The sequence below is a fragment of the Paenibacillus sp. JNUCC32 genome, from assembly GCF_014863545.1.
Lineage (GTDB): Bacteria > Bacillota > Bacilli > Paenibacillales > Paenibacillaceae > Paenibacillus_AQ > Paenibacillus_AQ lautus_A.
In genome coordinates, this window is sequence record NZ_CP062260.1 from 3,172,123 (window position 1) to 3,197,747 (window position 25,625).

At 51.3% G+C, this 25,625-nt stretch carries 29 protein-coding genes; 2 read left to right on the top strand and 27 right to left on the bottom strand.

Features of this window, described 5'->3' with window-relative positions:
* Positions 1–187: 187 nt before the first annotated feature.
* From JNUCC32_RS14145 to JNUCC32_RS14220, 16 genes are all read right to left on the bottom strand, one after another.
* Entirely contained in the window at positions 188–706 is a 519-nt protein-coding gene (locus JNUCC32_RS14145) for a cell wall elongation regulator TseB-like domain-containing protein (RefSeq protein ID WP_192572459.1), read from the bottom strand.
* Between the two features lie 31 nt (positions 707–737).
* Positions 738–2,039 carry an amidohydrolase gene (locus tag JNUCC32_RS14150; protein WP_192572460.1) on the bottom strand — a complete coding sequence of 434 codons (1,302 nt, stop codon included), beginning with the start codon at positions 2,037–2,039 and terminating at the stop codon, positions 738–740.
* On the bottom strand, positions 2,014–2,679 hold the full coding sequence (locus JNUCC32_RS14155) for a redox-sensing transcriptional repressor Rex (protein WP_009595150.1): 666 nt from the start codon (positions 2,677–2,679) through the stop codon (positions 2,014–2,016). Before JNUCC32_RS14155 ends, JNUCC32_RS14150 begins: the two co-directional genes overlap by 26 nt.
* Positions 2,680–2,744: 65 nt before the next feature.
* A complete protein-coding gene (dinG, locus tag JNUCC32_RS14160; RefSeq protein ID WP_192572461.1) occupies positions 2,745–5,621 on the bottom strand; it encodes an ATP-dependent DNA helicase DinG in 2,877 nt (958 codons plus the stop codon).
* Positions 5,622–5,790: 169 nt separating this feature from the next.
* Positions 5,791–6,420: a hypothetical protein gene (locus tag JNUCC32_RS14165; protein WP_009595155.1), complete on the bottom strand. Its 630-nt coding sequence runs from the start codon at positions 6,418–6,420 to the stop codon at positions 5,791–5,793.
* Between the two features lie 110 nt (positions 6,421–6,530).
* Complete coding sequence (gene panD, locus JNUCC32_RS14170) at positions 6,531–6,914, bottom strand: aspartate 1-decarboxylase (RefSeq protein WP_015734561.1); 384 nt, start codon at positions 6,912–6,914, stop codon at positions 6,531–6,533.
* On the bottom strand, positions 6,907–7,797 hold the full coding sequence (gene panC, locus JNUCC32_RS14175; RefSeq protein WP_192572462.1) for a pantoate--beta-alanine ligase: 891 nt from the start codon (positions 7,795–7,797) through the stop codon (positions 6,907–6,909). Before panC ends, panD begins: the two co-directional genes overlap by 8 nt.
* Positions 7,794–8,681, bottom strand: coding sequence for a 3-methyl-2-oxobutanoate hydroxymethyltransferase (gene panB, locus JNUCC32_RS14180; RefSeq protein WP_015734559.1), 888 nt, complete (start codon positions 8,679–8,681; stop codon positions 7,794–7,796). The genes panC and panB overlap by 4 nt, the downstream gene beginning before the upstream one ends.
* Before the next feature lie 281 nt (positions 8,682–8,962).
* Complete coding sequence (locus JNUCC32_RS14185; protein ID WP_192572463.1) at positions 8,963–9,952, bottom strand: biotin--[acetyl-CoA-carboxylase] ligase; 990 nt, start codon at positions 9,950–9,952, stop codon at positions 8,963–8,965.
* Positions 9,939–11,237 carry a CCA tRNA nucleotidyltransferase gene (locus JNUCC32_RS14190; protein WP_192572464.1) on the bottom strand — a complete coding sequence of 433 codons (1,299 nt, stop codon included), beginning with the start codon at positions 11,235–11,237 and terminating at the stop codon, positions 9,939–9,941. Before JNUCC32_RS14190 ends, JNUCC32_RS14185 begins: the two co-directional genes overlap by 14 nt.
* A 44-nt stretch (positions 11,238–11,281) precedes the next feature.
* Positions 11,282–12,445: an N-acetyl-alpha-D-glucosaminyl L-malate synthase BshA gene (gene bshA, locus JNUCC32_RS14195; protein WP_192572465.1), complete on the bottom strand. Its 1,164-nt coding sequence runs from the start codon at positions 12,443–12,445 to the stop codon at positions 11,282–11,284.
* A 31-nt stretch (positions 12,446–12,476) separates the two neighbouring features.
* Entirely contained in the window at positions 12,477–13,184 is a 708-nt protein-coding gene (gene bshB1 / locus JNUCC32_RS14200) for a bacillithiol biosynthesis deacetylase BshB1 (RefSeq protein ID WP_192572466.1), read from the bottom strand.
* A complete protein-coding gene (gene mgsA / locus JNUCC32_RS14205) occupies positions 13,184–13,603 on the bottom strand; it encodes a methylglyoxal synthase (protein WP_015734554.1) in 420 nt (139 codons plus the stop codon). Before mgsA ends, bshB1 begins: the two co-directional genes overlap by 1 nt.
* Before the next feature lie 18 nt (positions 13,604–13,621).
* Positions 13,622–14,425: a 4-hydroxy-tetrahydrodipicolinate reductase gene (dapB, locus tag JNUCC32_RS14210; protein WP_009595251.1), complete on the bottom strand. Its 804-nt coding sequence runs from the start codon at positions 14,423–14,425 to the stop codon at positions 13,622–13,624.
* 11 nt (positions 14,426–14,436) lie between these two features.
* Positions 14,437–14,982, bottom strand: a complete 546-nt coding sequence (locus JNUCC32_RS14215; RefSeq protein ID WP_009595137.1) for a tetratricopeptide repeat protein — start codon at positions 14,980–14,982, stop codon at positions 14,437–14,439.
* Positions 14,983–15,031: 49 nt separating this feature from the next.
* On the bottom strand, positions 15,032–15,361 hold the full coding sequence (locus tag JNUCC32_RS14220) for a nucleotide pyrophosphohydrolase (protein ID WP_015734553.1): 330 nt from the start codon (positions 15,359–15,361) through the stop codon (positions 15,032–15,034).
* A gap of 223 nt (positions 15,362–15,584) precedes the next feature.
* On the opposite strand from JNUCC32_RS14220, the gene JNUCC32_RS14225 reads away from it, so the two are divergent.
* On the top strand, positions 15,585–16,454 hold the full coding sequence (locus JNUCC32_RS14225; protein WP_015734552.1) for a YitT family protein: 870 nt from the start codon (positions 15,585–15,587) through the stop codon (positions 16,452–16,454).
* 42 nt (positions 16,455–16,496) lie between these two features.
* Here JNUCC32_RS14225 and JNUCC32_RS14230 read toward each other — a convergent pair whose 3' ends face one another.
* The 8 genes from JNUCC32_RS14230 to JNUCC32_RS14265 form a co-directional block, all read right to left on the bottom strand.
* The gene (locus tag JNUCC32_RS14230; protein ID WP_015734551.1) at positions 16,497–17,354 is read right to left on the bottom strand and encodes a sporulation protein YpjB; all 858 of its coding nucleotides are present in this window, start codon (positions 17,352–17,354) and stop codon (positions 16,497–16,499) included.
* A 66-nt stretch (positions 17,355–17,420) separates the two neighbouring features.
* Positions 17,421–18,053, bottom strand: a complete 633-nt coding sequence (locus JNUCC32_RS14235) for a DUF1405 domain-containing protein (protein ID WP_015734550.1) — start codon at positions 18,051–18,053, stop codon at positions 17,421–17,423.
* A 132-nt stretch (positions 18,054–18,185) separates the two neighbouring features.
* Positions 18,186–19,073 carry a menaquinol-cytochrome c reductase cytochrome b/c subunit gene (locus tag JNUCC32_RS14240; RefSeq protein WP_009595210.1) on the bottom strand — a complete coding sequence of 296 codons (888 nt, stop codon included), beginning with the start codon at positions 19,071–19,073 and terminating at the stop codon, positions 18,186–18,188.
* Positions 19,074–19,094: 21 nt separating this feature from the next.
* Positions 19,095–19,766: a menaquinol-cytochrome c reductase cytochrome b subunit gene (qcrB, locus tag JNUCC32_RS14245; RefSeq protein WP_006209500.1), complete on the bottom strand. Its 672-nt coding sequence runs from the start codon at positions 19,764–19,766 to the stop codon at positions 19,095–19,097.
* A 15-nt stretch (positions 19,767–19,781) separates the two neighbouring features.
* Complete coding sequence (locus JNUCC32_RS14250) at positions 19,782–20,327, bottom strand: Rieske (2Fe-2S) protein (protein WP_015734548.1); 546 nt, start codon at positions 20,325–20,327, stop codon at positions 19,782–19,784.
* Positions 20,328–20,496: 169 nt separating this feature from the next.
* Complete coding sequence (locus tag JNUCC32_RS14255) at positions 20,497–20,934, bottom strand: DUF2487 family protein (protein ID WP_192572467.1); 438 nt, start codon at positions 20,932–20,934, stop codon at positions 20,497–20,499.
* 104 nt (positions 20,935–21,038) lie between these two features.
* Positions 21,039–21,218, bottom strand: coding sequence for an IDEAL domain-containing protein (locus JNUCC32_RS14260; RefSeq protein WP_009595190.1), 180 nt, complete (start codon positions 21,216–21,218; stop codon positions 21,039–21,041).
* A gap of 107 nt (positions 21,219–21,325) precedes the next feature.
* Positions 21,326–22,480 carry a hypothetical protein gene (locus JNUCC32_RS14265; RefSeq protein WP_192572468.1) on the bottom strand — a complete coding sequence of 385 codons (1,155 nt, stop codon included), beginning with the start codon at positions 22,478–22,480 and terminating at the stop codon, positions 21,326–21,328.
* Between the two features lie 364 nt (positions 22,481–22,844).
* Here JNUCC32_RS14265 and JNUCC32_RS14270 point away from each other — a divergent pair, with 364 nt between their 5' ends.
* Positions 22,845–23,603: a class I SAM-dependent methyltransferase gene (locus tag JNUCC32_RS14270; protein WP_192572469.1), complete on the top strand. Its 759-nt coding sequence runs from the start codon at positions 22,845–22,847 to the stop codon at positions 23,601–23,603.
* A 71-nt stretch (positions 23,604–23,674) separates the two neighbouring features.
* On the opposite strand, the gene JNUCC32_RS14275 is transcribed toward JNUCC32_RS14270, so the two are convergent.
* The 3 genes from JNUCC32_RS14275 to JNUCC32_RS14285 are packed head-to-tail and all read right to left on the bottom strand — an operon-like array spanning position 23,675 to position 25,483.
* Positions 23,675–24,262: a histidine phosphatase family protein gene (locus JNUCC32_RS14275; protein ID WP_096773290.1), complete on the bottom strand. Its 588-nt coding sequence runs from the start codon at positions 24,260–24,262 to the stop codon at positions 23,675–23,677.
* Between the two features lie 28 nt (positions 24,263–24,290).
* On the bottom strand, positions 24,291–24,893 hold the full coding sequence (locus JNUCC32_RS14280) for an anti-sigma factor family protein (RefSeq protein ID WP_192572470.1): 603 nt from the start codon (positions 24,891–24,893) through the stop codon (positions 24,291–24,293).
* Positions 24,890–25,483 carry an RNA polymerase sigma factor gene (locus JNUCC32_RS14285; RefSeq protein WP_015734542.1) on the bottom strand — a complete coding sequence of 198 codons (594 nt, stop codon included), beginning with the start codon at positions 25,481–25,483 and terminating at the stop codon, positions 24,890–24,892. Before JNUCC32_RS14285 ends, JNUCC32_RS14280 begins: the two co-directional genes overlap by 4 nt.
* Between the last annotated feature and the right edge of the window lie 142 nt (positions 25,484–25,625).

Sequence of the window (25,625 nt, forward strand, 5' to 3'; positions counted from 1 at the left end):
ATATATGGTGAGGCATGTAATTGATCTGCTCAATTCGTACAAGTACGAGTATATCACATCTTATATACTTTTTCATGCTTGTCTGTGAAAATATTTAGAACAGTTTTACCAATTTATTTCTGTATGCGCTTACATGTTTATGTGCCAAAGAGGCATCCCTATGAGGGGACGCCTTTCATTTGTTTTCTTATTGATTAGGAAGAATAATATCATTTCCGATGGCGTTTCCGTCTTGAAAACGATAGAATCTGTAGCCGCGCTGACCGTTGTTTTCATATTGCAGCTGCCAGGCATACTCGCCTTCATACATTCCCGGCAGCAATCGCTTGATGACCGCACCCGGCATTTCGTTACGGATCTGGTCCCGCATCACGGCCTCTGACATGCCCGTATTCAATAACACCGACTGAACGGCATCTGTCCCTTCAACAGGAACGTTATCGTCCGTAAACTTCACCCAGACCATGCGGTCTTGATTGTCTTTATCTTTCCCGCTGACCACCCAATAGTTATTGTCCTCGCCCCATACCGATTTATAGGTCTTGTCGGACGAGACCAATTGGCCATGCTGTTTCGCTGCAAGGATCGCCATTCTTTCTTCATTCCACGTATCTTTCATAACATAGGAATAATAGAGCTGTAGGCCAAGCAATAATAGCAGGACGCCGGACACGCTCAGCAATATCCACTTCGTTTTTTTCTTCAAATCCGTCTTCCTCGCTCCCCTTGATTATTCCCTAGAGGGTTGTAAGACGCTCAAATGCACGCTGCGCTTCCCGGCGGATGCGTTCCTCGTCGAGAGTAAGGCTCGCGCCATTCTTCACCACCTGCTTGCCGTCAACCCATACATGCTCTACATCCTTCGCGCTGGCAGAGTAGATCGCGTGAGAAATATAGTCGGTCCGTGGAAGGAAATGCGCCTGATCCGTATTCAATGCGATCATATCGGCTTTCATCCCAACCGCGAGCATACCGATATCCTCAAGGAAAGCGGACTTGGCTCCGTATACCGTGCCCATTCGGAGCGCTTCGGAGGCCGGAATGGCCGTCGGATCCCCGCTTACTCCTTTATGGATCAGGGCAGCCAGCCGCATCTCTTCGAACATATCCAGGTTATTGTTGCTAGCAGGTCCGTCGGTACCGAGCGACACCGTTACGCCGGCTTTCAGCAGCGCAGGTACGCGGGCGACTCCGCTGGCAAGCTTCAAATTGCTTCCGGGATTATGCGATACGGCTACTTGATGCTTGGCCAAGACTTCGATTTCCTCATCGGTCAGATGAACGGCATGGGCAAGGAGCGTAGGACGGGAGAACATGCCCAGCTTCTCCAAATGGGCAACGGGGCGAAGCCCGTAGTCCTTAACATTCTGAGCCACTTCAGTTTCCGTTTCGGACATATGGGTATGCAAAGGCAGGTTCAAGTCATGGGATGCTTGAACGAATTTTTCGATGAAATCCGGCGGGCAGGTATAAGGCGCGTGCGGCGAGATCATCGTCGTAATTCTGCCGTCAGCCTTGCCATGCCAATCCTTCGCGAATGCCACCGCCTCATCCAGCTTCTGCTGCTGTACCTCGGGCGGGCATAAACCGATTACGCCGCGCGTCAGGACGCCGCGCATTCCCGAGTCCTGGACAACCTTCGCGACCTGATCCATATGGTCATACATATCCACAAACGTCGTGGTTCCGCCCTTGATCATCTCCAGCACGGAGAGCGATGTGCCCCAATATACGTCGTGTGACGTGAATTTGGCTTCCATCGGCCACATTTTTTCCTGAAGCCATACCTGCAGCGCCAGATCGTCCCCATAGCCGCGAAGAAGCGACATGGCGGCATGTCCATGCGTGTTCACCAATCCGGGCAGGAAGAACAGATGGGTTCCGTCGATAATCTCTGTCCCCTCTTCCACGACGGGCTCCTCTTCGCCCAGGTACGTGATCCGGTCGTTCTCAACCACCAGGTATCCGCGAAGCACGGATTGGCTTTCCTCCAGTACTGCAAACGTTCCGTTCTTAACCATCCACTTCGTTGTTGTCATGTGCTGCATCCTCCTTGCCGTTATCCAAATAATAGGCCAAACTTTGCAAATCCGTTGTAAAATCAGCCGTATGAATCCGGATATGGGCTGGGGCTTTCAGGATGGTTGGCGCAAAGTTCAGAATCGCCTCGATCCCTGAGGCGATAAGCTGATTCGCTACGTTCTGCGCTTCGAAATCCGGAACGGTAATAATCCCGATTCGAATGCCGTGCTCATGAACCGTCTTCTCCAGCTCTTCCATCGGCTGTACGACCAAATTGTTAATTTTCATACCAACTTTGGGAGAATACGAATCGAAAATCGCCACAATCTTCATATTATCCTTCAGGAATGCATTGTAATTCGATAATGCATGTCCAAGATTACCGGCCCCGACCAATGCGACATTGATCTTCTGGTCCAGCTTCAGAATCTGGCGAATCTTCTCGATCAGATAAGAAACATCATATCCGATCCCTTTCCGTCCAAAATCACCGAAATACGCCAGGTCCTTACGAATTTGAGCAGGATTGAGGTCCAGCTTCTGTCCCAGCTCCTGGGAGGAAACCGTGGAAACCTCCCTCTTCTGAAGCTCATTCAAATAGCGCAAGTATACAGGTAATCTGCGGACCACGGCTTCCGAAATTTTTTCCGATTTCATGCATGCTCCCCCTAATAATAGGTTAATAACTACATCTTTTTTTGTTGATCGTGCTTGGTTTCACTTTATTCCGCTTGGTTTCCCGCGCTTGCCTCTTCCTGCAGCCATTCCGAAATTCGGGGAACGATCCCCTCTGTCGGCATATGCTCCATCTTCGGCCCCGGCAAGGAATATAAGAAATACTTCCCGTAATAGGATTCAATGACCCGCGTATCGTACACGATCACGATCCCTTTATCTTGTGCTGTTCGCACCAGACGCCCAAACCCCTGTTTGAAACGAATGACCGCTTGCGGAACCGAAAGCTTCATGAAGGGATTCTTCTTCTGCTGCTGCAGCAGTTCGCTCTTGGCCTCGACCAAGGGGTGATTCGGCGGCTGGAACGGAAGCCGGACGATGGCAAGACAAGTCAGCGCCTCGCCCGGGATGTCTACCCCTTCCCAGAAGGAGCTGGTGCCCAGCAGCACGGAAGCGCTGCTGTCCTGAAATCTTCGGATTAACTTGGTACGGCTGGTTCCGTCCATACCTTGTCCCAATACCGTGATGTCGCTTGATGCCAGCGCTTCTTTCAGCGGCTCGTGCACCTGGCGCAGCATCCGGTACGAAGTGAACAGGACGAGCATGCGGCCATGCGTAGCGACGGCCGTATCGGCCAAAGACTTCACGAGCGTATTCACAAAGAGTGCATCCCCAACCGATCCCTTCACGCTCGGAAAATCGCGCGGCACGACAAGAAGGGCTTGTTCCCTGTAATTAAACGGGGACGGGAGCTGAACCGTGTTCAGGTTCCCCGCTTCAGCCGCTTCCTGAAGACCCAGGTTTTCGATCATGAACTGAAACGATTTGTCCACCGACAAGGTCGCCGATGTCAGAATCACGCTTTGTTTCTTGTCAAAAAACAATTCCTTCAGATGAGCGCTCACGTCGACGGGCACGGCATACAACTGCAGCGATTTGCTGCGGAAATTGCCGTTCGCCTCCATCCAGTATACCGTGCCCTCATCGTTCAGGGCCATGAAGGAGCGCAGGTCTTCGCGATGCGAGGCCAGGTCCTTAAATAGGCCCGATAGGTCGGTTAACAGGCTGTCCGCGCTGTAGTCATCCAAATCTTCCTTCATTTCGGCGATCAGTTTATCGCCCTTGCGCACGACATCGCCCAGCGTCAGATGAATTTGATGCTCCAGTTCGGCCATCGAATCCCAATCCTTCGGCTTCTTAAGCGGGGACAGGCGGAGCGAGAATTGGCCGGCATCTCCCGGAGAAGCGTCTCCGCGTTCCGGAAGCAGTCCGAACAATTGATCGCTGAGCCGATCCCAGTTCTCTTTTGCGGTAATGAGGTCCGGATACAAACGGTCGATGACGGAAGACCATTCGACTGCCTTCTCGTGCGGCGAAGCTTGCAGCAGCTGGCGCAGAGCCGGGAGCTGCCCGCTTCGGCTGTCTTTGTACATGCGGGTCAAGGTATGGACCACCGAAAAATACTTCATCTGCAAGCCAAGGTGCTTGCCGGCGACATCCTCAAGATGATGCGCTTCGTCGATGACGAGGCGCTCATAGCTTGGCAGCAGCTGATGATTCGCCTTCACGTCGGTGAACAGCTTCGAATGGTTCGTAATGACGACATCCGCGATGCCTGCTTCATGCTTGGCCCTGTGATAGTAGCATTTGCGGAACCAAGGACAGGCGCGTCCGAGGCAAGAATCCGAATCGCTGGAGATGGTCTCCCAGAAATCCCCTCCGCGTCCGCCAAGGTTTAGCTCTTCATCATCCCCGTTCTCCGTCTGGGTCAGCCAGACCAGCATCTGGGCCGCCGTGATTACGTCTTCCTTCGGGGAATGAAAATCTCTTCTATTTATTTTATGTTCAAATTTTCTCAAACACAAATAATGTCCCCTGCCCTTGAAAATGGCCGCCTTAAAAGGAAAAGGAACAACCTGGGTGAGCAGGGGAATATCCCGGTCACGCAGCTGTTCTTGAAGGTTGATCGTATGCGTGCTCACCATAACCTTCTGTTCCTGCTTCACGCTTTGATAGATCGACGGCAGCAAATATCCAAGGGATTTGCCGGTTCCCGTGCCCGCTTCGATCAATAGATGTTTATTGTCATCCAGCGCCTGCATCACTTCCTGGAACATCATGTCCTGGGCATCCCTGCTCTCGTAATGAGGCAGCGTTTCCTTCAGGCGTTCACGAACATCGTTCATGTATTGCTCGAAGCTTACATCGGCCAAGGGGTTGGGCTCCGTCTCATCCCTGACAGGTGCTATATCGTTCCAATCATCCACCGCCAAGGCAAACTGGCGGTAGTACGTATGGGTGTCTCCCACTTGTACGGCTCGGTGCTCCCTGTCGGAACGAATGCCGTCAAAGAACCAGGCCAAATCGCTGTCCTCGTCGGCAAACAGGTCGCTTAAACGCTGAATGGTGAGCAGCGGAAGCTCGTCGATCTCCTCCAAACATTTCAGCAGCGCATAGGCTGTGGCAAGCGCATCGCTGTCCGCCTGGTGCGGACGGTCATGCTCCAGGCCGAAATGAGAGGACACCATCCCGAGCTGGTAGGACGGGAGCGAGGGAAAGCATATTTTTAAGAAGTGCATCGTATCTAGAATACGGCCGCTGAACGGTAAATAGCCGCAGCGATCGAGCGCGTTTTGCAAAAAGTTAAAATCAAAAGCGACGTTATGTCCAACCAATACGACATCGTCGAGCATGGGCACAAGCTCCATCATCATTTCTTCCAATGACGGAGCATCCGCTACATCACTGTCGGAAATGCCGGTCAAACCGGTAATAAAAGGAGGGATCGGAATCCCGGGATTGACATAGGTGCCGTATACGCGGGATATGCTTCGATCCTCTTCGATGATGGCCAGTCCAACCTGAATGATTTCATCTGCAGACTGGTTGCCCGTGGTTTCAAAATCCAATACGGCAAATTTCATTTCGATAAAATCCCTTTCCTCCAGACTAATTAACAGCATACCAGAAGTTGCGGGTTTTGAACATTCCGGGTAAAAAATCCCCTGGCTTTCTGTACCGCTCCCGTACGCAAAAAGCGATGCCAAAGTCTCAAGGTGAGCTCTGGCATCGCTTCTTGTTGTGGCTTGATTTCTACAGCAAAGAGATCAATTGGCTGCCGTACTGGAGCTCACCGCGATTCTGCTTGCAGACCTCCAGGTTGATCATGGGGTCGGGAAGCGTCGGATCGCTATGAATTGCCAGCGCAAAATGTTCCTCGGCCTTTGCTTGCTGTCCATTCAACACCTCGATGCATCCAAGCGCATTGTAGATCATCGCCCGAAGCTTTCTGTTGTCAGCCAGGGGCAGGATGGAGATCAGTACGTCGGATGCTTGGGCGGTTTGCCCCAAATACAGATGGGACATGGCAATGTACAACTTGATCAGAAGGCTGTCCGGAAATACCGCAGCGGCTGCCTCAAACTGCTGTATGGCCGGCTGGAACATCAACAGCTTGTAGTAACCTTGACCGCGAACGAACGCATCCAGCTGCAATTCAGGCGCTTCGGTCGGCGGAAAAACCGGAGGTGACGCTGCACTCTCGCGGAAGATGGCCATTTTTTCTTCAAAATGCAGCCACTCCTCGATAATGCCCTCGCTCATGCTTTTGAGCATGTTCCAGTTTTGTACCAGCGCCTGTTTTTGGGGACCTTGAGCAGAAGGGTAATGCTTCACAATTTCATCTAACATGTTGTTCATTTCGGCGAATACATGTTGAAACATAGCTGCATCCCACCCTTAGCGGAAAAATGAGATCAGTGCGTCGACCTGAACTCATTTTCTGTAGAAGACGGTCTTTTCATCCCTTTAGGGTCCCGACACATTTTGGTTCTTCAGAGAATGGCGGCGTGAACTTCGCGATACTCCGTCGTAACCGGCTTATTCGATTCGTCGACGATCACGACCGTCGGGGTGTGATGGTCGTATTCCTCTTTGGACATCATGGCATAAGAAATGATAATGACGTTGTCGCCGGGCTGTACAAGACGTGCGGCTGCTCCGTTCAAGCAAATGACGCCGCTGCCGCGCTCGCCTTTGATTACGTACGTTTCCAGACGGGCGCCGTTGTTATTGTTCACGATTTGAACTTTTTCATTCTCCAGAAGGTCTGCAGCCTCCATTAGATCCTCATCAATGGTAATGCTGCCCACATAGTTCAGATTGGCTTCCGTCACCGTTGCGCGGTGGATTTTGGATTTCATCATCGTTCTAAACATGGGATCCCCCTACTTTTGGTTGAAGTAATGCATTGTCAATGAGACGGGTGCGGCCAAAACGCACGGCCAGCGCCATGATGACGGTTCTGTCTTCATCCACAATGCGGTATGAATCTTCCACGGGCGCAAGCTCCGGGAAGGTGAGCAATTCCGCGTAATCGATATCAGCGAGCGGAGAGCGGGATATATAATCCCGAAGATGAGCGCGGATCTCTCCTGCCGTCGTCGCTTGTCCCTGCCGGATTGCCTCCTGAGCCGTCCGCAGCGAGCCCGACAGCACAAGCGCCTGTTCCCGCTCTTCCGGCTTCAGATACACGTTGCGCGAGCTTAGGGCAAGGCCGTCGGATTCGCGAATGATCGGACATGGCACGATGGTCACATCCATATTCAAATCCCGTACCATTTGTTCTATGACGGCCACCTGCTGGGCATCCTTCATCCCGAAGAAGGCATAGTCGGGCTTTACGATATTGAACAATTTATTCACAACCGTGGTGACACCGTCAAAATGTCCGGGGCGGGAGGCCCCGCACAACAATGACGTAATTTCCGCTACGGCAATTTTGGTTTTGGTCGGCTGAGGGTACATTTCCTCTACCGCAGGAATGAATACCACGTCCACCCCTTCGGATTCCGCCAAGGCCAGGTCACGCGCTTCATCCCGAGGATAAGTTTCATAATCCTCGCCCGGTCCGAACTGAATCGGATTGACAAAGATGCTGCTGACCACCGTGCCTGACATTTCCCGCGCCTTGCGCATCAGGCTGGCGTGTCCTTCATGCAAATAACCCATCGTAGGCACGAGACCTACCGGTCCTCTGCCGGACTCCAGCCGATTCCGAAGCTCAGATCTTAAATCCGCAATGCTGCGAATCACTTTCATGATGTCGTGCCCACCTTTTCCTTTTGGCTTCCATATAATGCCGTTGTCGTTTCGGAACCGGCATTGTTCTCCGTCTTGAACACATGCTCCTCGGCCGGGAATGCGCGGTCCTTCACTTCCTTCACATACTGCGTGATACCCTCGCGGATAACGGAGCCGACATCGGCGTAGGTTTTCACGAAGCGTTTGTCCCGATAAGGGGACGCGTATTTCAATATATCATGGAATACCAGCACTTGGCCGTCACAATAACGACCGGCGCCGATGCCAATGGTCGGGATGCTCAGCGCTTTGGATATGTCAGCAGCCGCTTCTTCCGTAACCAGCTCCAACACGATAGCAAATGCGCCGGCCGCTTCAAGCGCCTTCGCATCGTTCATGAGCCGCTGCGCGTCTTGGGCATCCTTGCCTTGAATCCGGTATCCGCCGATCTGGTTTACCGACTGAGGCGTCAGCCCGATATGGCCCAGCACCGGGACTCCGGATTGTACGATCCGTTTTACGGTATCGGCGATTTCTTCGCCGCCCTCCATTTTTACGGCATGCGCATGACCTTCCTGCATCAATCGCCGCACGCCGCGCAAGCTTTCATCGATGCCTCCATGATAAGTCATGAACGGCATATCCGCTACGATGAACGTATCCTCGGCTCCGCGAGCGACGGCGCGCGTATGGTACACCATGTCGTCCAGCGTAACGGGAATCGTGGAGTTATAACCCAGCACGACATTGCCGAGGGAATCGCCCACCAGTATCATATCAATATCCGCTTCTTCCGCCAGCTTGGCGGAAGGATAATCGTACGCGGTCAGCATCGTGATCGGTACGCCCTTCTTCTTCATGTTCTTCAATTTCACGATGTTCAGTGGTTGTTTGCCTGCCATTGTGACACAGCCTCCCTGTGTGATGTAGTTAGACACAATAAAAAAAACCTTTTAGCACGTACTTGCTAAAAAGTCCGAAAGGCAAAAAAGAGTCACTCGCGATCGTCCCTTCTGTCTCGGTCCTTTCGGCTCAGAGCAGAATCCAACGTAACCGGCATAACAGTTATGAAGGTGTTCTAAATCATAATTCCCATTTGCTGCAGAGTGCAATTCGCTCATGGCGATACCGCCTCTATAGTTGTAGTATATCAAATTCCAGCTCCGATTTCACCATGTTTCATTTACCTGGTATTAAAAAGAATATCGCCCGAATACACGGGAACGAGTTCATCATGCTGGTTGCGGACCAGCAGAGCGCCGTCCTGGTTGAGTCCCGTCGCAATCCCGCTAAAACGGTCACGGGCCGTCTGTACTTGAACCTCGCGGCCCACCGTTCCGGATAAAGCTTCCCAGAGCGAGGCTACGGGCTCGAAGCCCTGCTCGTTGTACAATTCGTATAAAACCTCCATCTCCGACATGATGGACTGGATCAGCGATGTCCGGTTGACGGTTTTCCCGCCGGCGATCCGAATCGACGTCGCAACGTTCCGCAATTCCTCCGGAAAATCCGCTTCTTTCAGATTCGCGCTGATTCCGATGCCGGCAATGCAGTAACGTACTCTTTCATCTTCGGTTGCGGACTCCAGCAGAATGCCGCAAACCTTTTTGCCCTGATACAGAATATCGTTCGGCCATTTGATGTCGGTTTGCACGCCGGCGGATTTAGCGATGGCGCGGCATACCGCCACGCCTGTCAATAAGGTAAGCTGCTGGGTTAGATGCAGCGGCTGCTTCGGCCTGAGCACCAGGCTCATCCATATGCCTTTGCCTCTCGGGGAATGAAATTTCCTTCCCATTCTGCCCCGGCCGCCCGTCTGCTCTTCCGAGATGACAAGCGTGCCTTCGGCTGCCCCTTCTTCCGCCAACTGCCGGGCATCCTCCTGAGTTGACGTCGTTTTGTCCAGCAGCTTGATCGATTTGCCGAAGTACCGACTGGTCATGCCCGCTGTCAGTTGATCCCCGCTCAGTCGGTCCGGCTCGTCCAACATGCGGTAGCCAAGCCGCGGAACGGCCTCGAAATCATACCCTGCATTCCGAAGCTTATTGATCTGCTTCCATACGGCCGTCCGGCTGATGGACAATTTTCGGCTAATCTCTTCCCCGGACAGAAACTGACCGGCATTCTCCTGGAACATTTTCAGAAGTGCGTTGTCTTGATCATGATCCTTCATTATGAATTACCACCCGCTTTGCTTCTTCAATCAACGATTCCTTATCGTTGTTAATCAAACCTGCCGCCGCTTTCCCCAGCAGCAGCCCAAGAAGTTCCCCAAGCCATGGGCCTCCGCGTCTGCCCAGCGTCTCAAGCAATTCGCTGCCGGTGATGGCCAAATCCTTCAAGCTGCGGATCCGGAGATCCTGCAGCCACACGTCAAGCTGCCGGATGAAGGTCAGCGGAGCAGAAGACGCTCCCGCGTGATGCAAAGCCGTTTGCATTTCCAGCCATCCTTGGGCTGCCTCGACCCCGTAGGCAAGGACTAGACTGATCCACTTAAGCCTGCTGCTTTCGGCATCGCCCGCATTCGGTTGCTGCAGATAGGATTCATGCAGCGAGAGCAGTTTCACGATGGATTCACGCTGCTTATTGGAGAAGGTCCATGATCGCAGCAGCTCCTCTGCTTGCTGAGCTGTAATGCCGCATCCGAGCAGGAGCAAGGACCAACGGATCGTCGCATGGTCCGGTTCAATCCGCTCCATGGCTTCGATCGTCTTCCTATCATGCGTGGTATAGGGAAAGGGCGCTTTCATCCGGGAATGCAGTCCGCTCCGGACAAACATCTCCAATCCGCGCAGCGGGGACGGCCCAGCCAGAATTTTCTCGAATTCGCTGCGGATGCGTTCCATCGCAATCCATCCTAAGGTGTCTCTCTCCGAGAGGATCCCTCTCCATGTACGGAGTGCGATGGAGAAACCGAACACGGAGGCAAAACGGATGCAGCGCACCATGCGCAGGGCATCTTCGCGAAAACGAACACGGGCATCGCCCACGCAGCGAATCACCTTCCGGTCAATATCCTCTCGTCCGCCGAAGGGGTCAACCCAGGAACCGTCAATTCCTCTGGCCATTGCGTTCATGGTGAAGTCGCGACGCCTCAAATCTTCCTTCACTTCCCCGACGAAAGCGACCTCCGTCGGATGACGATGGTCCTCATAACCGCTCTCCACCCGATATGTCGTCACTTCAAAAGACTGGCCTTCCATCAGCACCGTCACGGTTCCGTGCTTGATTCCAGTTGGAATTACTTTGGGGAAGACGGAACAGGTGACTTCCGGCAAGGCCGAGGTGGTAATATCCATGTCGCTGACCCTGCGCCCCATGTATTCATCACGGACACAGCCTCCGACCCAATACGCTTCATGTCCATGCCGAAGCAGAGTGCGGATCACATCCGCACTCCGCTCGGCCATGTCGGGGTCCGCGTTGCGCCATCGAATCGAATTATACATATCTGCCATAGTTTCCCGTTCCTTTTATCCGAAAAACAACGAGAGGGTCGAGCTTAGCCGCAAACCGGCTTCAGCTCGCTAACCTCCCGTCCCAATACTCGGTAATAGATTTCCTCGTACTTGCCCCGTATCAATTCATTGCAGAACATCGTTTTGGAGCGCTGCAGGCATGCCTTGCGCAGCCGTTCGCTAAGGGCTTCATCCTTACATATTTCAAGCACGTGCTGAGCCATCGAATGCGTGTCTCCGATTGGAGCCAGATACCCGGTTTCCCCATGGGTAACCAGCTCGGGAATGCCGCCTGCCGTGGATCCGACCGTTGGCACTCCGCACGCCATTGCTTCCAGGGCGACCAGGCCAAAGCTTTCTTTCTCGGATGGGAGCAGAAGCACGTCCGCCATCGAGATCACATGGGCAATCTCGTCTTGTTTGCCGAGAAAATGCACCTTGCTGCCAAGCCCCAGCTCATTGATCCGGCATTGGATCTTCGGAAGCTCTGGCCCTTCCCCGACTAACAGCAGTTTAGCGGGTATCTGCTCCTGCACCTGGGCGAATATTTCCAATACGTCGCCTACCCGTTTCACGGGACGGAAGTTGGAAATATGCATCATGATTTTTTCGTTCGGATCGGCATAATCATTACGCAGCGATCTCGAATCACGCGGATAATACACCCGCGGATCCACGAAATTATAGGTAAGGTCGATGTCACGGCTTATATCCAGCAGCTCCCGCGTCTCACGAATAAGATCCTGAGAAACGGCGGTAACGGCATCACTTTCATTAATGGCAAGCCGGATCAAATCCTTCAGCGACTCGTCCTGCGCCAGCACCGTAATATCGGTTCCGTGGAGCGTCGTAACGACTTTCAGCTGATCTCCGACCATCTGCTTGGCCAAGAAGGCACATACGGCATGCGGCACGGCATAGTGCACATGAAGCACGTCAAGCTGCTGCATTTTTGCCACCTGAGCCATTTTGGTTGCCAGCGAAAGGTCATATGGGGGATAACGAAACACATAATAGTCGTTTACTTCAACTTCATGATAAAAAATATTTTTATGGAAAGTTCCTAATCGGAACGGAATGCTGTGCGCGATAAAATGAACCTGGTGGCCTTGCTCCGCGAGGAGTTTGCCCAGCTCGGTCGCCACGACTCCTGACCCGCCGAGCGATGGGTAACAGGTAATGCCGATTTTTAATGGTTGTTGATTCATGTCAGGCCTCCTTTATGTACGCCTCTATATATTATGCCTGCTTGGGGCCGAATAGATGAACAACATACGGACTTTTACAAGCAAAGCCCTCTGCATAAGGAATAAGCCTGCGCGCTCCAAGCAGTGAATCCCTGGCCCGCACACGCTCGATGTACCCCTCGGTCAACGGGGTTGAGACTGCATCTTCTTCAGCCTTCTCGAACTGGGAACGGTAACAAGACAAGGCCTGCTCCTTAACGCCGTAATGCTCCGTAACGTCAACGACCAAATCCGTTCTTCCGATATCGTTTATGAAATAAAAATAAAGCTCGTCCACCTTAACCGGCGGCTGCTCGGGCATGTATCGGCGAAGCTTGGCATTGAATACCGCTTCCTCAACCAACCGGCTGCAAGCGACATGGTCCGGATGGCGATCCTCCCAGTAGGGAGCAAATACAATAGAAGGAGAAAACTTGCGAATTTCGGCCGTTACCCTTTCAATATGCTCCAGCGTCACGAACAAACCGCGATCCGGCAGCCCCAGATTCGTTCGGACCTTGAGATCCAAAATACCGGCAGCTCGCTCTGCCTCCTGCTTGCGAAGATCGACGGTGCCGTTCGACGACATTTCCGCCTGCGTGAGATCGCAGATCCCGACCGACAGCCCAGCTGCCGTATGCTTTGCAATCGTTCCTGCCATTCCGATCTCGGCATCGTCTGCATGTGCTCCGAAGATTAATATGTCCAGTTTGGTGTTCATCAGCTATCCACACCCGGTTTATATTTATGAACGAGTTCGCGCCATGCAAAATCGCCGCGGTCCAGCGCCTTGACGAGAATCTCAGCCGTCGCCACATTGGTAGCAAGCGGTATTCCCTGCACGTCGCACAAACGGAGGAGTGCATTGATGTCCGGTTCATGAGGCTGTGCCATCAACGGATCCCGAAGAAAAATAATCAGGTCCATCTCATTGTCCGCCACAAGAGCTCCGATCTGCTGATCGCCGCCCAGCGGTCCCGAGGCAAAACGGTGAATGCTGAGTTTGGTTTGCTCCATAATCCGGGTTCCCGTCGTTCCAGTCGAGTATAATTTATGATCTTCGAATACATTTTCATAAGCGATAACGAAATTGACCATTTCCTCTTTTTTGCGGTCATGCGCGATAAATGCAATATTCATAGTAATTTCTCCCCTATGTTAGTCAATAAAATGATCAAATCCATAGACCAATCCGGTGTAGCCCATTACCTTCTCTATAGCCATTTTCACGCCCGGCATATAAGCTGCACGTTCATACGAATCATGTCGGATCTTTAGGCTTTGACCGTAACCGCCAAAAATGACCTCCTGCTGGGCAAAAACGCCCGGCAGACGAACGCTGTGAATTCGGAAGCCGTTGTAATACCCGCCCCTTGCCCCTTCAATGACTTCCTCTTCCTTCGGATTGCCTTGACGAATCTCCTCGCGGTTCGCCGCAATCATTTCCGCTGTTTTGATCGATGTTCCGGACGGAGCATCCAGCTTCTGGTCGCCATGGGTTTCGATAATTTCAACGTGAGGCAAATATTTGGCCGCCTGGGCTGCAAATTTCATCATCAGAATGGCTCCGATGGAAAAGTTCGGCGCGATCAAACCGCCAATGTTCTGTTCCGTGCATTGCTTGTCCAGCTCTTCGATTTGCTCCGGCGTGAAGCCGGTCGTGCCCATGATCGGGCGAACGCCGTGCTTGATGGCCAACGCCGTATTGCTGTATGCAAATTGAGGCGCCGTAAAATCAACCATGACGTCCGGTTTGGACTCGACAAGCGCCATCTCCAGATCCGATGTCACCGTAATGCCGCAAGCAGGCAGACCTACCAACGTTCCTGCATCGGCACCCGCATCCGACAAACCGACGGCAGCAACCAGTTCCAGTTCCTCGTCGCCCAATACAAGCTTCACTACTTCTTTACCCATACGGCCGCCGGCACCGACGACCGCAACTGTCCATTTGTTTGCCATGTTACATATCCTCACTTTCCATCCGATGCTGTATCCTGCATATATGATTTCAAGCGCTGTTTGAGTTCCTCCATAATATGCTGCAGCCCGCTCTCCTGCGGGTACAACGAAATTACCTCTTTAAGCGTGGTAATGGCGAGCGCATGCTCATCGAGTTCACTGTAAACAAGAGCAAGCCATACATAAGCCTGAGCATACAAAGGGTCCATGGCTACGGCGGATTTCAGATGTCCAACGGCTTGATACAATTCAGCCTTGGTCACATCCTTGCGGTTTTCCACCATTTTTCTTGCTCGCTGCACCAGCTCCGCAGCCTTGATATGCTGTAAATGAAGAGCATATTCCGGTTTGTCCGGCTGCAGCCTGACGGCTTCCTCCGCATGCGTAATCGCCATCTCCAGCTTGTTGCTTCTGCCGTAGGTAATGGAGCACCGATAATGCACTTCGGCATCTCCCGGATTCGCGATGATCGCTTGCTCAAACCAACGCAACGCTTCTTCGAAATCATTTTGAAGTATGCATCGATATGCTTTTTGTATATAACTTTCAGGTTTCACGGGCTGTCCCTCCCCACAGCGGGTTTGGTACAGCATATGTAGCAGCTGCCTAATCGGTGTTTATTTTCGTCCAACGATCGGCATCGCGCGTAGAAAATTTATGCATCACTTTATCATGCGCTTCCGCGAGATCGATGCCGAGGGAATTGGCAAAACAGATCGTAATAAACAATATATCTCCGAGCTCCATTTCGATGGAATTTTCCGCTTCATCCGCTTTTTTCGGCTTCTCGCCGAACTGATGATTAACCTCTCGGGCGAGTTCCCCCACTTCTTCCGACATTCGGGCCATCATGGATAAAGGACTGAAATAACCTTCCTTGAATTGTGATATGTATCGATCGACTTCCTGCTGCATTTCAGCCATTGATTTTCCCAAGACTCTTAACTCCCTTCACTGCACAGTCAGCCTCAGCTTGTAACCTTCAAGCTGGGGCAGTCTTCTCTCATACGAGCGATTGGTTTTAAACCTATGTTATCGTAAAGCGGATTTGAAAACAAATAATTTTTTATTGCTGAAACCATATCGGCGCATACTAGACAGGTGCGAAGCAATCTGCAGACAATCGGAAATATCCACTATTGGAAATGCGAGGGGTCTTATGAAAACGTCCAAGTTGCTCCATCAGCTGCAAACAATCATTCCGATCATCGCCGGTTCCGCCATATACGCATTCGGACTGCTGTATTTCATCATTCCGAATGAACTCATGGAGGGTGGGGTCACCGGCATTACCGTACTGCTAAATTACGCCTTTAACATATCGCCGTCCATTTCAACCATGGCATTGAATATCCCGCTGTTCCTGGTCGGAATGAAAATACTCGGCAAACGCCAGTCTGTCTATACAGGTCTCGGCATCGCTTCCTTAACCCTGTTTCTGTGGCTGTTCGAATTACTGATCGACCGCGGGTATGTCGTGCCTTTTCACACCGAGCATGATTATATTCTGGCTGCGCTTTATGCGGGGGTGACATTGGGGGCCGGGCTCGGCATCGTTTTCCGGTTCGGCGGGACGACTGGCGGCTCCGACATCATTGCCAGAATCATCAACCGGAAATTCGGCTTCAGCATGGGCCAAATCATTTTATCCCTCGATATTTTGATTATCGGTCTATCCTTATTCTTTATCCCGCTCGAGCGCATATTGTATACCCTGGTCGCCGTGTTCATCGCTTCCAAGGTGATCGATTTCATACAGGAAGGGGCTTATGCCGCCAAAGCCTTCACCATCATCAGTGACCGTGCGCCTGATATCGCAAATCGCATATCCACGGAAATGGATCGTGGGGTCACGCTGATCCCGGCTATCGGCGCCTACTCCATGCAAGCCAAGCATATGGTATACTGCGTCGTATCGAGGCAGGAAATTCGCCGCCTTACGGGAATCGCCAAATCCTTGGACCCTCGGGCTTTTATTATCATTAATGATGTCAATGACGTGCACGGGGAAGGTTTTAAAGAGGAATAGCCCGGTTTGCACCGGGCTATTCGGACCATGATGGATATTCGACTACTTTCGGGGGAACATCGGCTTTGCGCTGTACAGCTGGCCGCGGTATTTGCGGTACCCTGCAAACGTTAATGCCGCCAAAATAAAAGCGGCTATGACCAGCTGCCAAGTCCATGGCTCTTTAACCTCTCCCAGCGGAGCAAGCGCAGGCTCGTCTTTTTTCTTGCCGAATAACATATTCATCATTTCCTCGCCCTGCGGGACCACTTTCTCCACTTGCGCCGCGTCTCCGGATGCCACCAGCCCCCCTGCATAGGAAATCCAGGATTCCATCATGTTGACATCCTCGGGCTTGCGCTGAATGACAACGGAAGGACGGATGAGCTCATAATGCTCGCTCAGGCTGTCGTAGGCTCGTCTCATGCCAGCCTGATCGTGCTGCTGCGCATACTGTCCCATGACTCTCAGGTCTTCGCGTATGACCTTGTAATATTGATGCCATAACGCATCCCTGGCATGGATCAGGCTATCCGCTGCCATTCGGAGCTTGCCGGCGGACACCATCCAGTGCTGGGGCTCCTGCGTCGCCCGTGCCGTAGCTTCTTTCATCTCCAGAATGCTCTCAGCCAACGCGTGGATCCCCTCGACGCCGGTCAATCCTTGAAATGAGGAAGCCTCAAACAGCCCGGATACCCGGCGAATATCCTCTAACACGGCTTGTACATTGCCTTCCTCCACATGGCGGTATAACTGCTCCACCTCCTTGTTCAGCGCTTTGGCCTGAATGGATGCAGCGGGCGAAGACTCCGACTGTCCGTTTGCCGCCGGGCTAGCCCATATGGGATTACCCCAGCCTGCGGTAACCAGCAGAAGCAGTGCGGACAGGCACAGAAGGAGCTTCGGAAAGATTCGTAACATGGGACATCCCTCCTACCGTATATGTATGGCAGAAGGGATGCTCATAGAACCGTGCCGGCGAAACGGCTAGCGTTGCTTGGGATTCCCGTATTTCATGAAGATCCAGCCGGCGAAACCGCTGAAGAGCGTCAATAGATAAGTGAACAGCTGGACGGCTGGCAGGTCATCATATAACGGACCGGGCAGCCACGGAAACACGCCATATGTATAATCGACGGTGTCGTTCAGCAGCGTCCAGGCAATGGCCCCGGTTAGGGCTGTCCAGCGGTAATGAAACAATCGGACGAACAGCAAGGCTTCTACTGCCATCGCCGTGTGCGAAGCGACAAGCATCCAATCCTGCCATGCCAGCACATCTCCTTGGGCTTGTCCGGCAAATATCATAACAACGGCCCATATGCCATACTTCACGGATGTGACGACTGCCAGTGCCTCTATGAATTGCTGAAACAACGCGCCGCCGAGGCTCCGAGGCGGGTAGAGAAGCAGCAAAAGCGCCAAACTGAAAAACAAACTGGCCGTCGGGCTGTCCGGCACGAATACGACCTGCCATATGTAGCCATGTTCCACCGTATCGGCCATTTGAGCGCCGTACCATATGTATCCATAGATCGTTCCAAGTACGTTGCATACGAGCAGCAGCCAGAGAATCGATCGCTTGCTTAGAAATTCCCGGCTCCATAAAAACGAAATTGACAAACTCGGTCCTCCAATCCTGTTCCTGTATTCTTTAGACTAATGCCGATTATACCTAAACCAGGGACATATTTCATCTATGTACGCATTTAAAAAAGAACCTGACCGTAATACGGTCAGGTTCTTTAATGCATGCTACTCTGCAGCCGCTTCTGCTTTTTGGCTTGCGAGCCAATCCGCCAGCTGGTCGAGTTGTTCTTCAGTAACTCCAGCAGAGAGTGCCGTTTCTTTCATAGCCGGCATGCTGCCTTGGCCATTTTCGATGATCGCCACAATCTCTTCTTTTGTATGGGTGTCACCGACGCCGCGCAGCGACGGTCCGGATGCCCCTTTCAAATCTGCAGCATGACAGGAGATACAAGTAGCCGTTTTAAAGGTCTCCATTGCAGGATTATCCTTATCCACAATCGCTACGATGCTGTCTTCAGGCTGCTTGCCGCTGGTTGTTGGCAGACCAGCGGCACGCTTCTCGTGAGCTTCTTCTTCCCGCTGAATATGCTCCGGCTTCTGGCCTGTAGCTTCCAGTTCATGCTGATAATGCGTCCATGCAGCATTGGTCAGATAGATGACGGCAAACAACGACAGAATCATAAGCGCCGAAGTGATAGGTCTCTTGTAGAACCTCCGCTCTTTCCCTGTATCCAGGAACGGAACCAGGAGCAATGAGCCAAAGGCCACGCCGGAAACGCCAATCGTGCCGAGTACCACATAATCACCGGATGCGTACGGAAGCTTCAAATATTCATACAGGAACAGGAAGTACCAGTCCGGCATCGGAATGACCGAAGCCCCCGGATCCGCCGGATAACCAAGCGGTGCCGGTTCCGAGATGGTCAGAACAAGGAAACCGACCAATACAACTACACCAACCATCCATTCCTTCAACAAGAAGTTAGGAATGAACGCTTCTGATTTGCCGGGATATGCGGTGTAATCCGGCGGCGTAACCCAACCGCTGCCTTTTTTCACACGCGAATCGCCGACATAAACTACTTTTTCATCAGATTTATGACCATGTGCCATAAATATGCGCCTCCCTTCTTCTTATAGTGGACCGGAAATACCTTGTCTGCGGATCATGATAAAGTGTCCTACCAATAAGGCAAGAAGGACAGCCGGAAGGAAGAATACGTGAATAGCGAAGAAACGCGTCAGCGTTTCGGCACCTACGATCGTACCGCCTTGCAGCAATTCTTTAATGATAGGTCCAAGCCAAGGTACGGAGTTCGCAATCTCCAGTGTAACTTTTGTAGCGAAGTAAGCTTTGTTATCCCATGGCAGCAGGTAGCCTGTCAAACCAAGGCCGAGCATAACAAAGAAAATGAGCATACCAACGACCCAGTTCATTTCACGCGGCGCTTTGTAAGAGCCGGTGAAGAACACGCGCATCGTATGCAGGAACATCATAACGATTACCAAGCTTGCGCCCCAGTGGTGCATGCCGCGGACAATCTGTCCGAAGGCAACCTGTGTTTGCAGGTACTCGACACTGTTGTAAGCGTTTATGATATCCGGTACGTAATACATCGTCAGGAACATTCCCGACAGAATCTGGATGACTGTGATAAAAAACGTCAAGCCGCCGAAACAGTACACAAACGCGGAGAAATGATGCGCCGGGTTTACGTGTTCCGGTACCTCGTGGTCTGCAACGTCTCTCCAAATCGGCGTGATATCGAGACGTTCATCAATCCAGTTGTAGACATTCTTCAACATCTGAATCTACGCCTCCTATTTAACTACGGTATTTGGCACGATGGCGCCGAGGTAAATCCAGCCGTTCTCGATTTTCGTCTCGTACTGGTCAAGCGGCTTCGGCGCGACTGCCAGGTTCTTACCGTCCGGTGTATAACGCGCACCGTGGCAAGGGCAGTGGTATTCATCCGGGAAATTCTTGTTGTTATTCCATCCAACAAGGCATCCCAAATGCTTACAAATCGGTGAAAGCGCTACAATTTCACCTTGATCGTTCTTACGAATCCACGCCGTCAAAGTAGCTGTACTGTTGTACCAGCCGTCCTGCTGTTTGAGCTCGAAATGGAATTCCTGTGGATCGTTGGTAATTTTGCTCTCTTCCGCGACTTTTACAAAAGACCCTTCTTCCTTATTTTGAAGAATCGGATCAACGGCAAAGCGGAGCATTGGCAAAACTACTCCAGCAGCCATATAAGCTGTGGCACCGCCCAACGTGTATGTAAGAAATTGTCTGCGGGACATCTCTTTCTGTCGGGGTGGATTGTGCGATTCTTCATGCTCGTCATTGTGGTTGCTGCTCATTCTGTGTTCAACCCCCTTTGTCAACCGTTCTTAAGTGTCATCAATGATTAAAATCACACGACTTACTAGGACATACTAATAATATCTTAGGCACCCAAGACCGTCAAGAATTTGAATCCCAAATTTGGGTTCGCTTCCAATAGCCCTTTCATAAATTGTTGGTTTTTTGTCACAATTCAACACGGCTTTCCTGCTGCCACATTTCGCTGATCTGTCCTGATACGATGGCAGGCATAGGGATCGAGTCACTGCCTTCCAGCCTGCGCCGCGACAGGACAAGCGTGCTTTCGGGCACATCCTCTATAGAGAGCTCGGAATCGGCTGTCATGACCACCACGAACTTAAAGCCGATGGATTTGACATTGTGACAAACTTCATTTAGAAGCTTCATATCTTCAGTATTTCCATATTGTACGGCAGGATATGTAACCAATCTTCCCTTAAACGGAATTTCTGCCATATCCATAAAATCCCGGAGCCGTTCCAGCGCGGCTGTCGCCTCCCATGGCGTTTCCGTACCCGAAAGTCCGGTAAACGGAATCAGGCAGGTATCAAAATAAGGTTTCAGCTCCGGCCACGACTGCTCGTCCACTTCACTAAATTTCATGCAAGATACATTCCTTTCTGCTCACTCATCATGATTTTGTCTTCATTATACGAGTGAAAGGGCAGGTTAGGCAAAAAAAAGAAGAAATGCGATAAAGCATTTCTTCAATTCAAAGTCCTCAGTTCATCCGTCAGGGTTCGGAAAGCCACTTCGTCGCCGGAAGCCAGCGCTTCGTCGATTTCCTTGTACAGCTCTTCGCTCCGATGCTTGCGCAATGCCTCGTCCCACACCATTTCGGCCGCCAGACCTAACATAACCTCGTAAGTAACCTTCATCTTATCCATTAGGATGCACCTCCAAACTAAATTTGCGTATAGCTTATATTCTTTCCCTTTAATTGCTTAACTTCCAACATATTTACGGCTGCTGCGAACTTGTCCAAACAACCATGCTAGAGGATCAGATCATCATTCGAATCGCTGATATGTATGCCGGCTTCCGCTGCCTTCAATCCAAGCGCGGTCATTTTGTATGATGTTCCCATGCTCTGGCTCTCCCCTATTCTGAGCATCCCCAAATGCATCAGCATGCGGATAATCCGCTGCTCCAAGATGTTTTGCGGACTATCATAATAGAAAGGACGGATTAGCCAGCCCAGCGATTCGTAAAGCGAGGCTGCCGTGACCCAATCTCTTGCGCACTGACTTATCCAGTAAACAAGAGAAGATATATTGGGAATTGCGCCTTTATACAGTCTTAACCAAAAGCGGAATATCTGTATCACGCTAACTTGATTTCCTTCCTCAAGAAACGAGGCTCCGGTTTCACTCAGGATCAACCGGGCGTGGTTTTCCCTGATCCATTTTTTGGCGTAGGCATAATCGTACAGCAGCGCAAATCGGTCGGGATATTCAATGCAGGAACGGCCATACCCGAACCGCCACGCTCCTTTGGTAATCAACGGCTCCGAAATATGCAGCGTACTCATGAGCTGCTGCTGATTTCGCCTGTACATGAATCCTTCCTGGTTCAGCTCGATATCGTGCCCGCCTACATATTTAAGAATCAGCTTGAGATCTTCCGCGGCTAGTCCCTGCTCATCCCGGTATGCTTCCGGATCATGCGGCAATCGCTGCAGATTTTGATGAAGCCGCTCCCGCAGCACATCGCGGAACCGCTCCTTCAAATCCGAGGGCACTTGAAACAAATACTTGGTGGAATGGGTAAAACCGTTAAACAGCCAGCCGCTCCGGCGATAACGCGCGACCGCCTCCCGCGGACTTTCCGTTTTGGCGGCAGCTGCCTTCTTGTTTGAAGAGGCTTTATCTTCTTTCTCCTCCAAATCCGCCGTATGACGGATGGCGGCCGTCAGTTCTTCCAGGCTGTAGCCTGTTCGAGTGTCAAAGACCAGATTGTTCAGAAAACGCAAATCGCTCGGTGACAAGCTGCTGACCTGCTCCTCGAAAAACTCTCTTCGCCCGAGCTTGGAAAGGATGCTCTGGATCAATTCGTGCTTCGAATTCCGCTTAGCGTCACAATCATAGTGATTCGCTATATTGCTAAGCTGTCCAATATCGGCATATGTGAGCATATCCGCTAGATTCATCTTCCATCGCCTCGCCGTTTTACAACCATTATGGGAAGGTTTCGGACTTTTGATACCTGATGCTCGTCGGTTTGATGAAATATTTTTTGATTATTTCTATATAGAAATGACTATGCTCTCTTATTAAATGATAGAATACATACAAACGGTTACAGGAAACCGCACTTGATGTTTTTATAACGAATACAAAATGAAGCCCAGCTTTTTTAAGACGGGCTGATTCCATCCATACAGGAGGATCATCATGATAAGAACGCCGGAACACGAAATATAACTTGGTGCGAATCGAATCCGCGGACCTCCCTTAAGAGCGTTTTATATGAAGAAACTTATTCATGATAAATGACTTGGAGGTTATGCAGAGATGATAAAAGATGCTGAATTTTTAAAGTTCATTCAAAACATGGATCACCATTTTTCGGGATGGGATTTTTCGCGTATTACCGCTTCAGGCCGCATGCAGTCCCACGCTCTCCCCTGGTCTTTGGGCAGCGTGGTGCTCCCTTTGATGCGAAATGCCGATACGATGCTGGACATGGGTACGGGAGGAGGAGAATTCTTATCCTCCCTGCAGCCGCTCCCGAAATCCGTTTATGCCACCGAAGGGTACAAACCGAACGTTCAGATTGCAAAGCAAAGACTCGAGCCGCTGGGCGTAAACGTTGTCTACTTTGAAGAAGATTCCTCGCTTCCTTTAAAGGATCGTTATTTTGACCTGATCATCAATCAGCATGAATCCTATTCGGCAGCGGAAGTAAGAAGAATATTGAACGATCGCGGGGTGTTTGTAACCCAGCAATCCGGCGGAACCGATTGTTATGGGATTAACGAATCGCTTGGCGTTCCGCTGAATGAAGAGTTCGCTCATTGGAACCTGGCCATAGCGGCCCAAGAGCTGCAGGATCACGGGTTCAAGATTACCTTCAGCCGCGAAGACTTTTTACCGCAGCGATTTTACGACATCGGCGCACTGGTTTATTATTTGATAGCGATTCCCTGGCAGATTCCTGATTTTAAGGTGGGGCGCTATATCGAGCCTTTACATCAAATTCACCGGATGATCCGGACCAATGGTTACTTCGAGGTCCAGCAGCACCGGTTTATTTTAATAGCCGAAGTGTAAACGTCAACCTATCCAACATTAAGAAGGAGCCTTCCCGACGGAAGGCTCCTTCTACTAATACACGCTCATATTTACGATTGGTTCGTCAACAGATGCTTGGTACAGTTAAACAGCAAGGGAGACCAGTCATCCTCTTTTCTCTCCAGGACGGTGAGCGACAGATTGCCGATCCGTTCGCTCAGGGCGCCACGGCACACCAGCTTGTATAACTGCGCTAAAAAACCGCCATGACTGACAACAAGAATATTGGCTTCCGGATGTTTATGCCACATATCATCGAGAAAGACAAGCCCTCTGGACTGAAGCTCCAGATCCGTTTCCTGGCCCAGATCCAACATGTGCCAATCGGCACCGAACCGGGTTTCACGCTCTTCCGCTGTCAAGCCTTCCACCTGACCGTACTTGCGCTCACGCAAGCGGTTATCCGGCGGCGCCAAGGGAATGTTCAGCATGGACGAAATGATTTTCGCGGTTTCTTCTGCGCGGGAGAGCCCGCTGCTGATCGCGAAGTCCCATCGGTAATGCTCCTGCAGAAGCCTTTCCCCAAGCAAACGCGCTTGACGACGGCCTTCCTCATTCAGTGGTATGTCCGTTTGGCCTTGGATTTTGCCTAGAGCGTTCCAATCCGTTAATCCATGGCGAACCAAGCCGATCTGCATGCCGCCTCTCCTCCATCCTATCCATATTTTATCTTCTGACCCGATTTAATCTTTTTAGGAAAAACAAAGCGCATCCGATTCCCAAAAGGGAAAGTATCATCCAGTATTCTGGCTGAGTGGGACTCATATCAACCACAAAAGGATCAATAATGCCGCTGTTGGTTTTTGGGATGTTGTAATCGTCCTTGGTATTCAAGCCTTGGGCCGTATCCGCTACGCCTGTAGGGATAATCCCTGTCGTTACGGCTTCCGGAACCGGATCCGGTTGATTGCCCGTCGCTGCAAAATAAACAAAGCTGCAAACGAACAAGGCCAGAAAACCGGCAATCATCAGCGTCAGCCGCTTCCGGAACACCCGGCTTACCGCCCGGCTCTTGGACGTTTCCTCCACCAGCCAGGGAAAATCGCGATAAATGCGGTCCATCACGTTGCGGTTGATCTGTTCAGCGTCCATGTCGGGAATCTCATGCTCCAGGGCTTGAACCATGTTCTGGCTTTCCACCCACATTTCGTACTCCGCTGCACATGAGCTACAGGTTTGAACATGTGCAATCAGCCGTTGTCGCCGCAGATCGTTGTCCGGTAAATCCCAGACCGTTTCCATCAGCTCTTGGGCTTCATTGCAAGTCATCTGTTCTTCATCCCTCTCAGATCCTCAAAAACCGGCTCATAAAAATAGGGTTCGAGCTGAATTTTGACGCTGCCGCGGGCCCGGAACAACAGTGACTTAACCGAACTGACGCTTTGACCTAAAATATCTGCGATTTCCTGGTAATCCAGTTGATCATACTCCCGAAGAATCAGCGCAGATCTCTGTTTCTCCGGTAAATTGTTAATCGCTTCCCTTACCATATGTACTCGTTCACTGCGCAGGATCGCCTGCTCCGGGGCGACCTCCAGCGGCGCCACTGGTACGACCCCGCTCTCCTCCAAGGGCAATGTGCCGCTACGATGCTTGCGAAGTTCGCTCAGCACGGTGTTGCGCGCAATGGTGTAGAGCCAAGTCGAGAAGGATGCATCCACTTCCCGGAAGGAATGCAGGCTCCGGAAAGCCTTGTAGAACGTTTCCGAGCATAAATCTTCAGCCATTAGCTCCATGTGCGAGCTTTTTAACATATGATAGACAAATGCCAATATTTTTCTCTGATAACGCCTCATTAATTCGGAATAAAGTTCGGTATTGCCTTGCTTAATTTCTTGGATTAGTTGGGAATCCGTCATATGATTTTTCGTTCCTCCTTCACCCACCGGTGCCCATTCCTTGTCATTTCCACCTTCATGAGGAAAATCAAGGATTTGTGCAAAAGTACCGTCAAACCATATATAGTTACGCCTCATGTTGTCTGACTATTCTATGTATTTG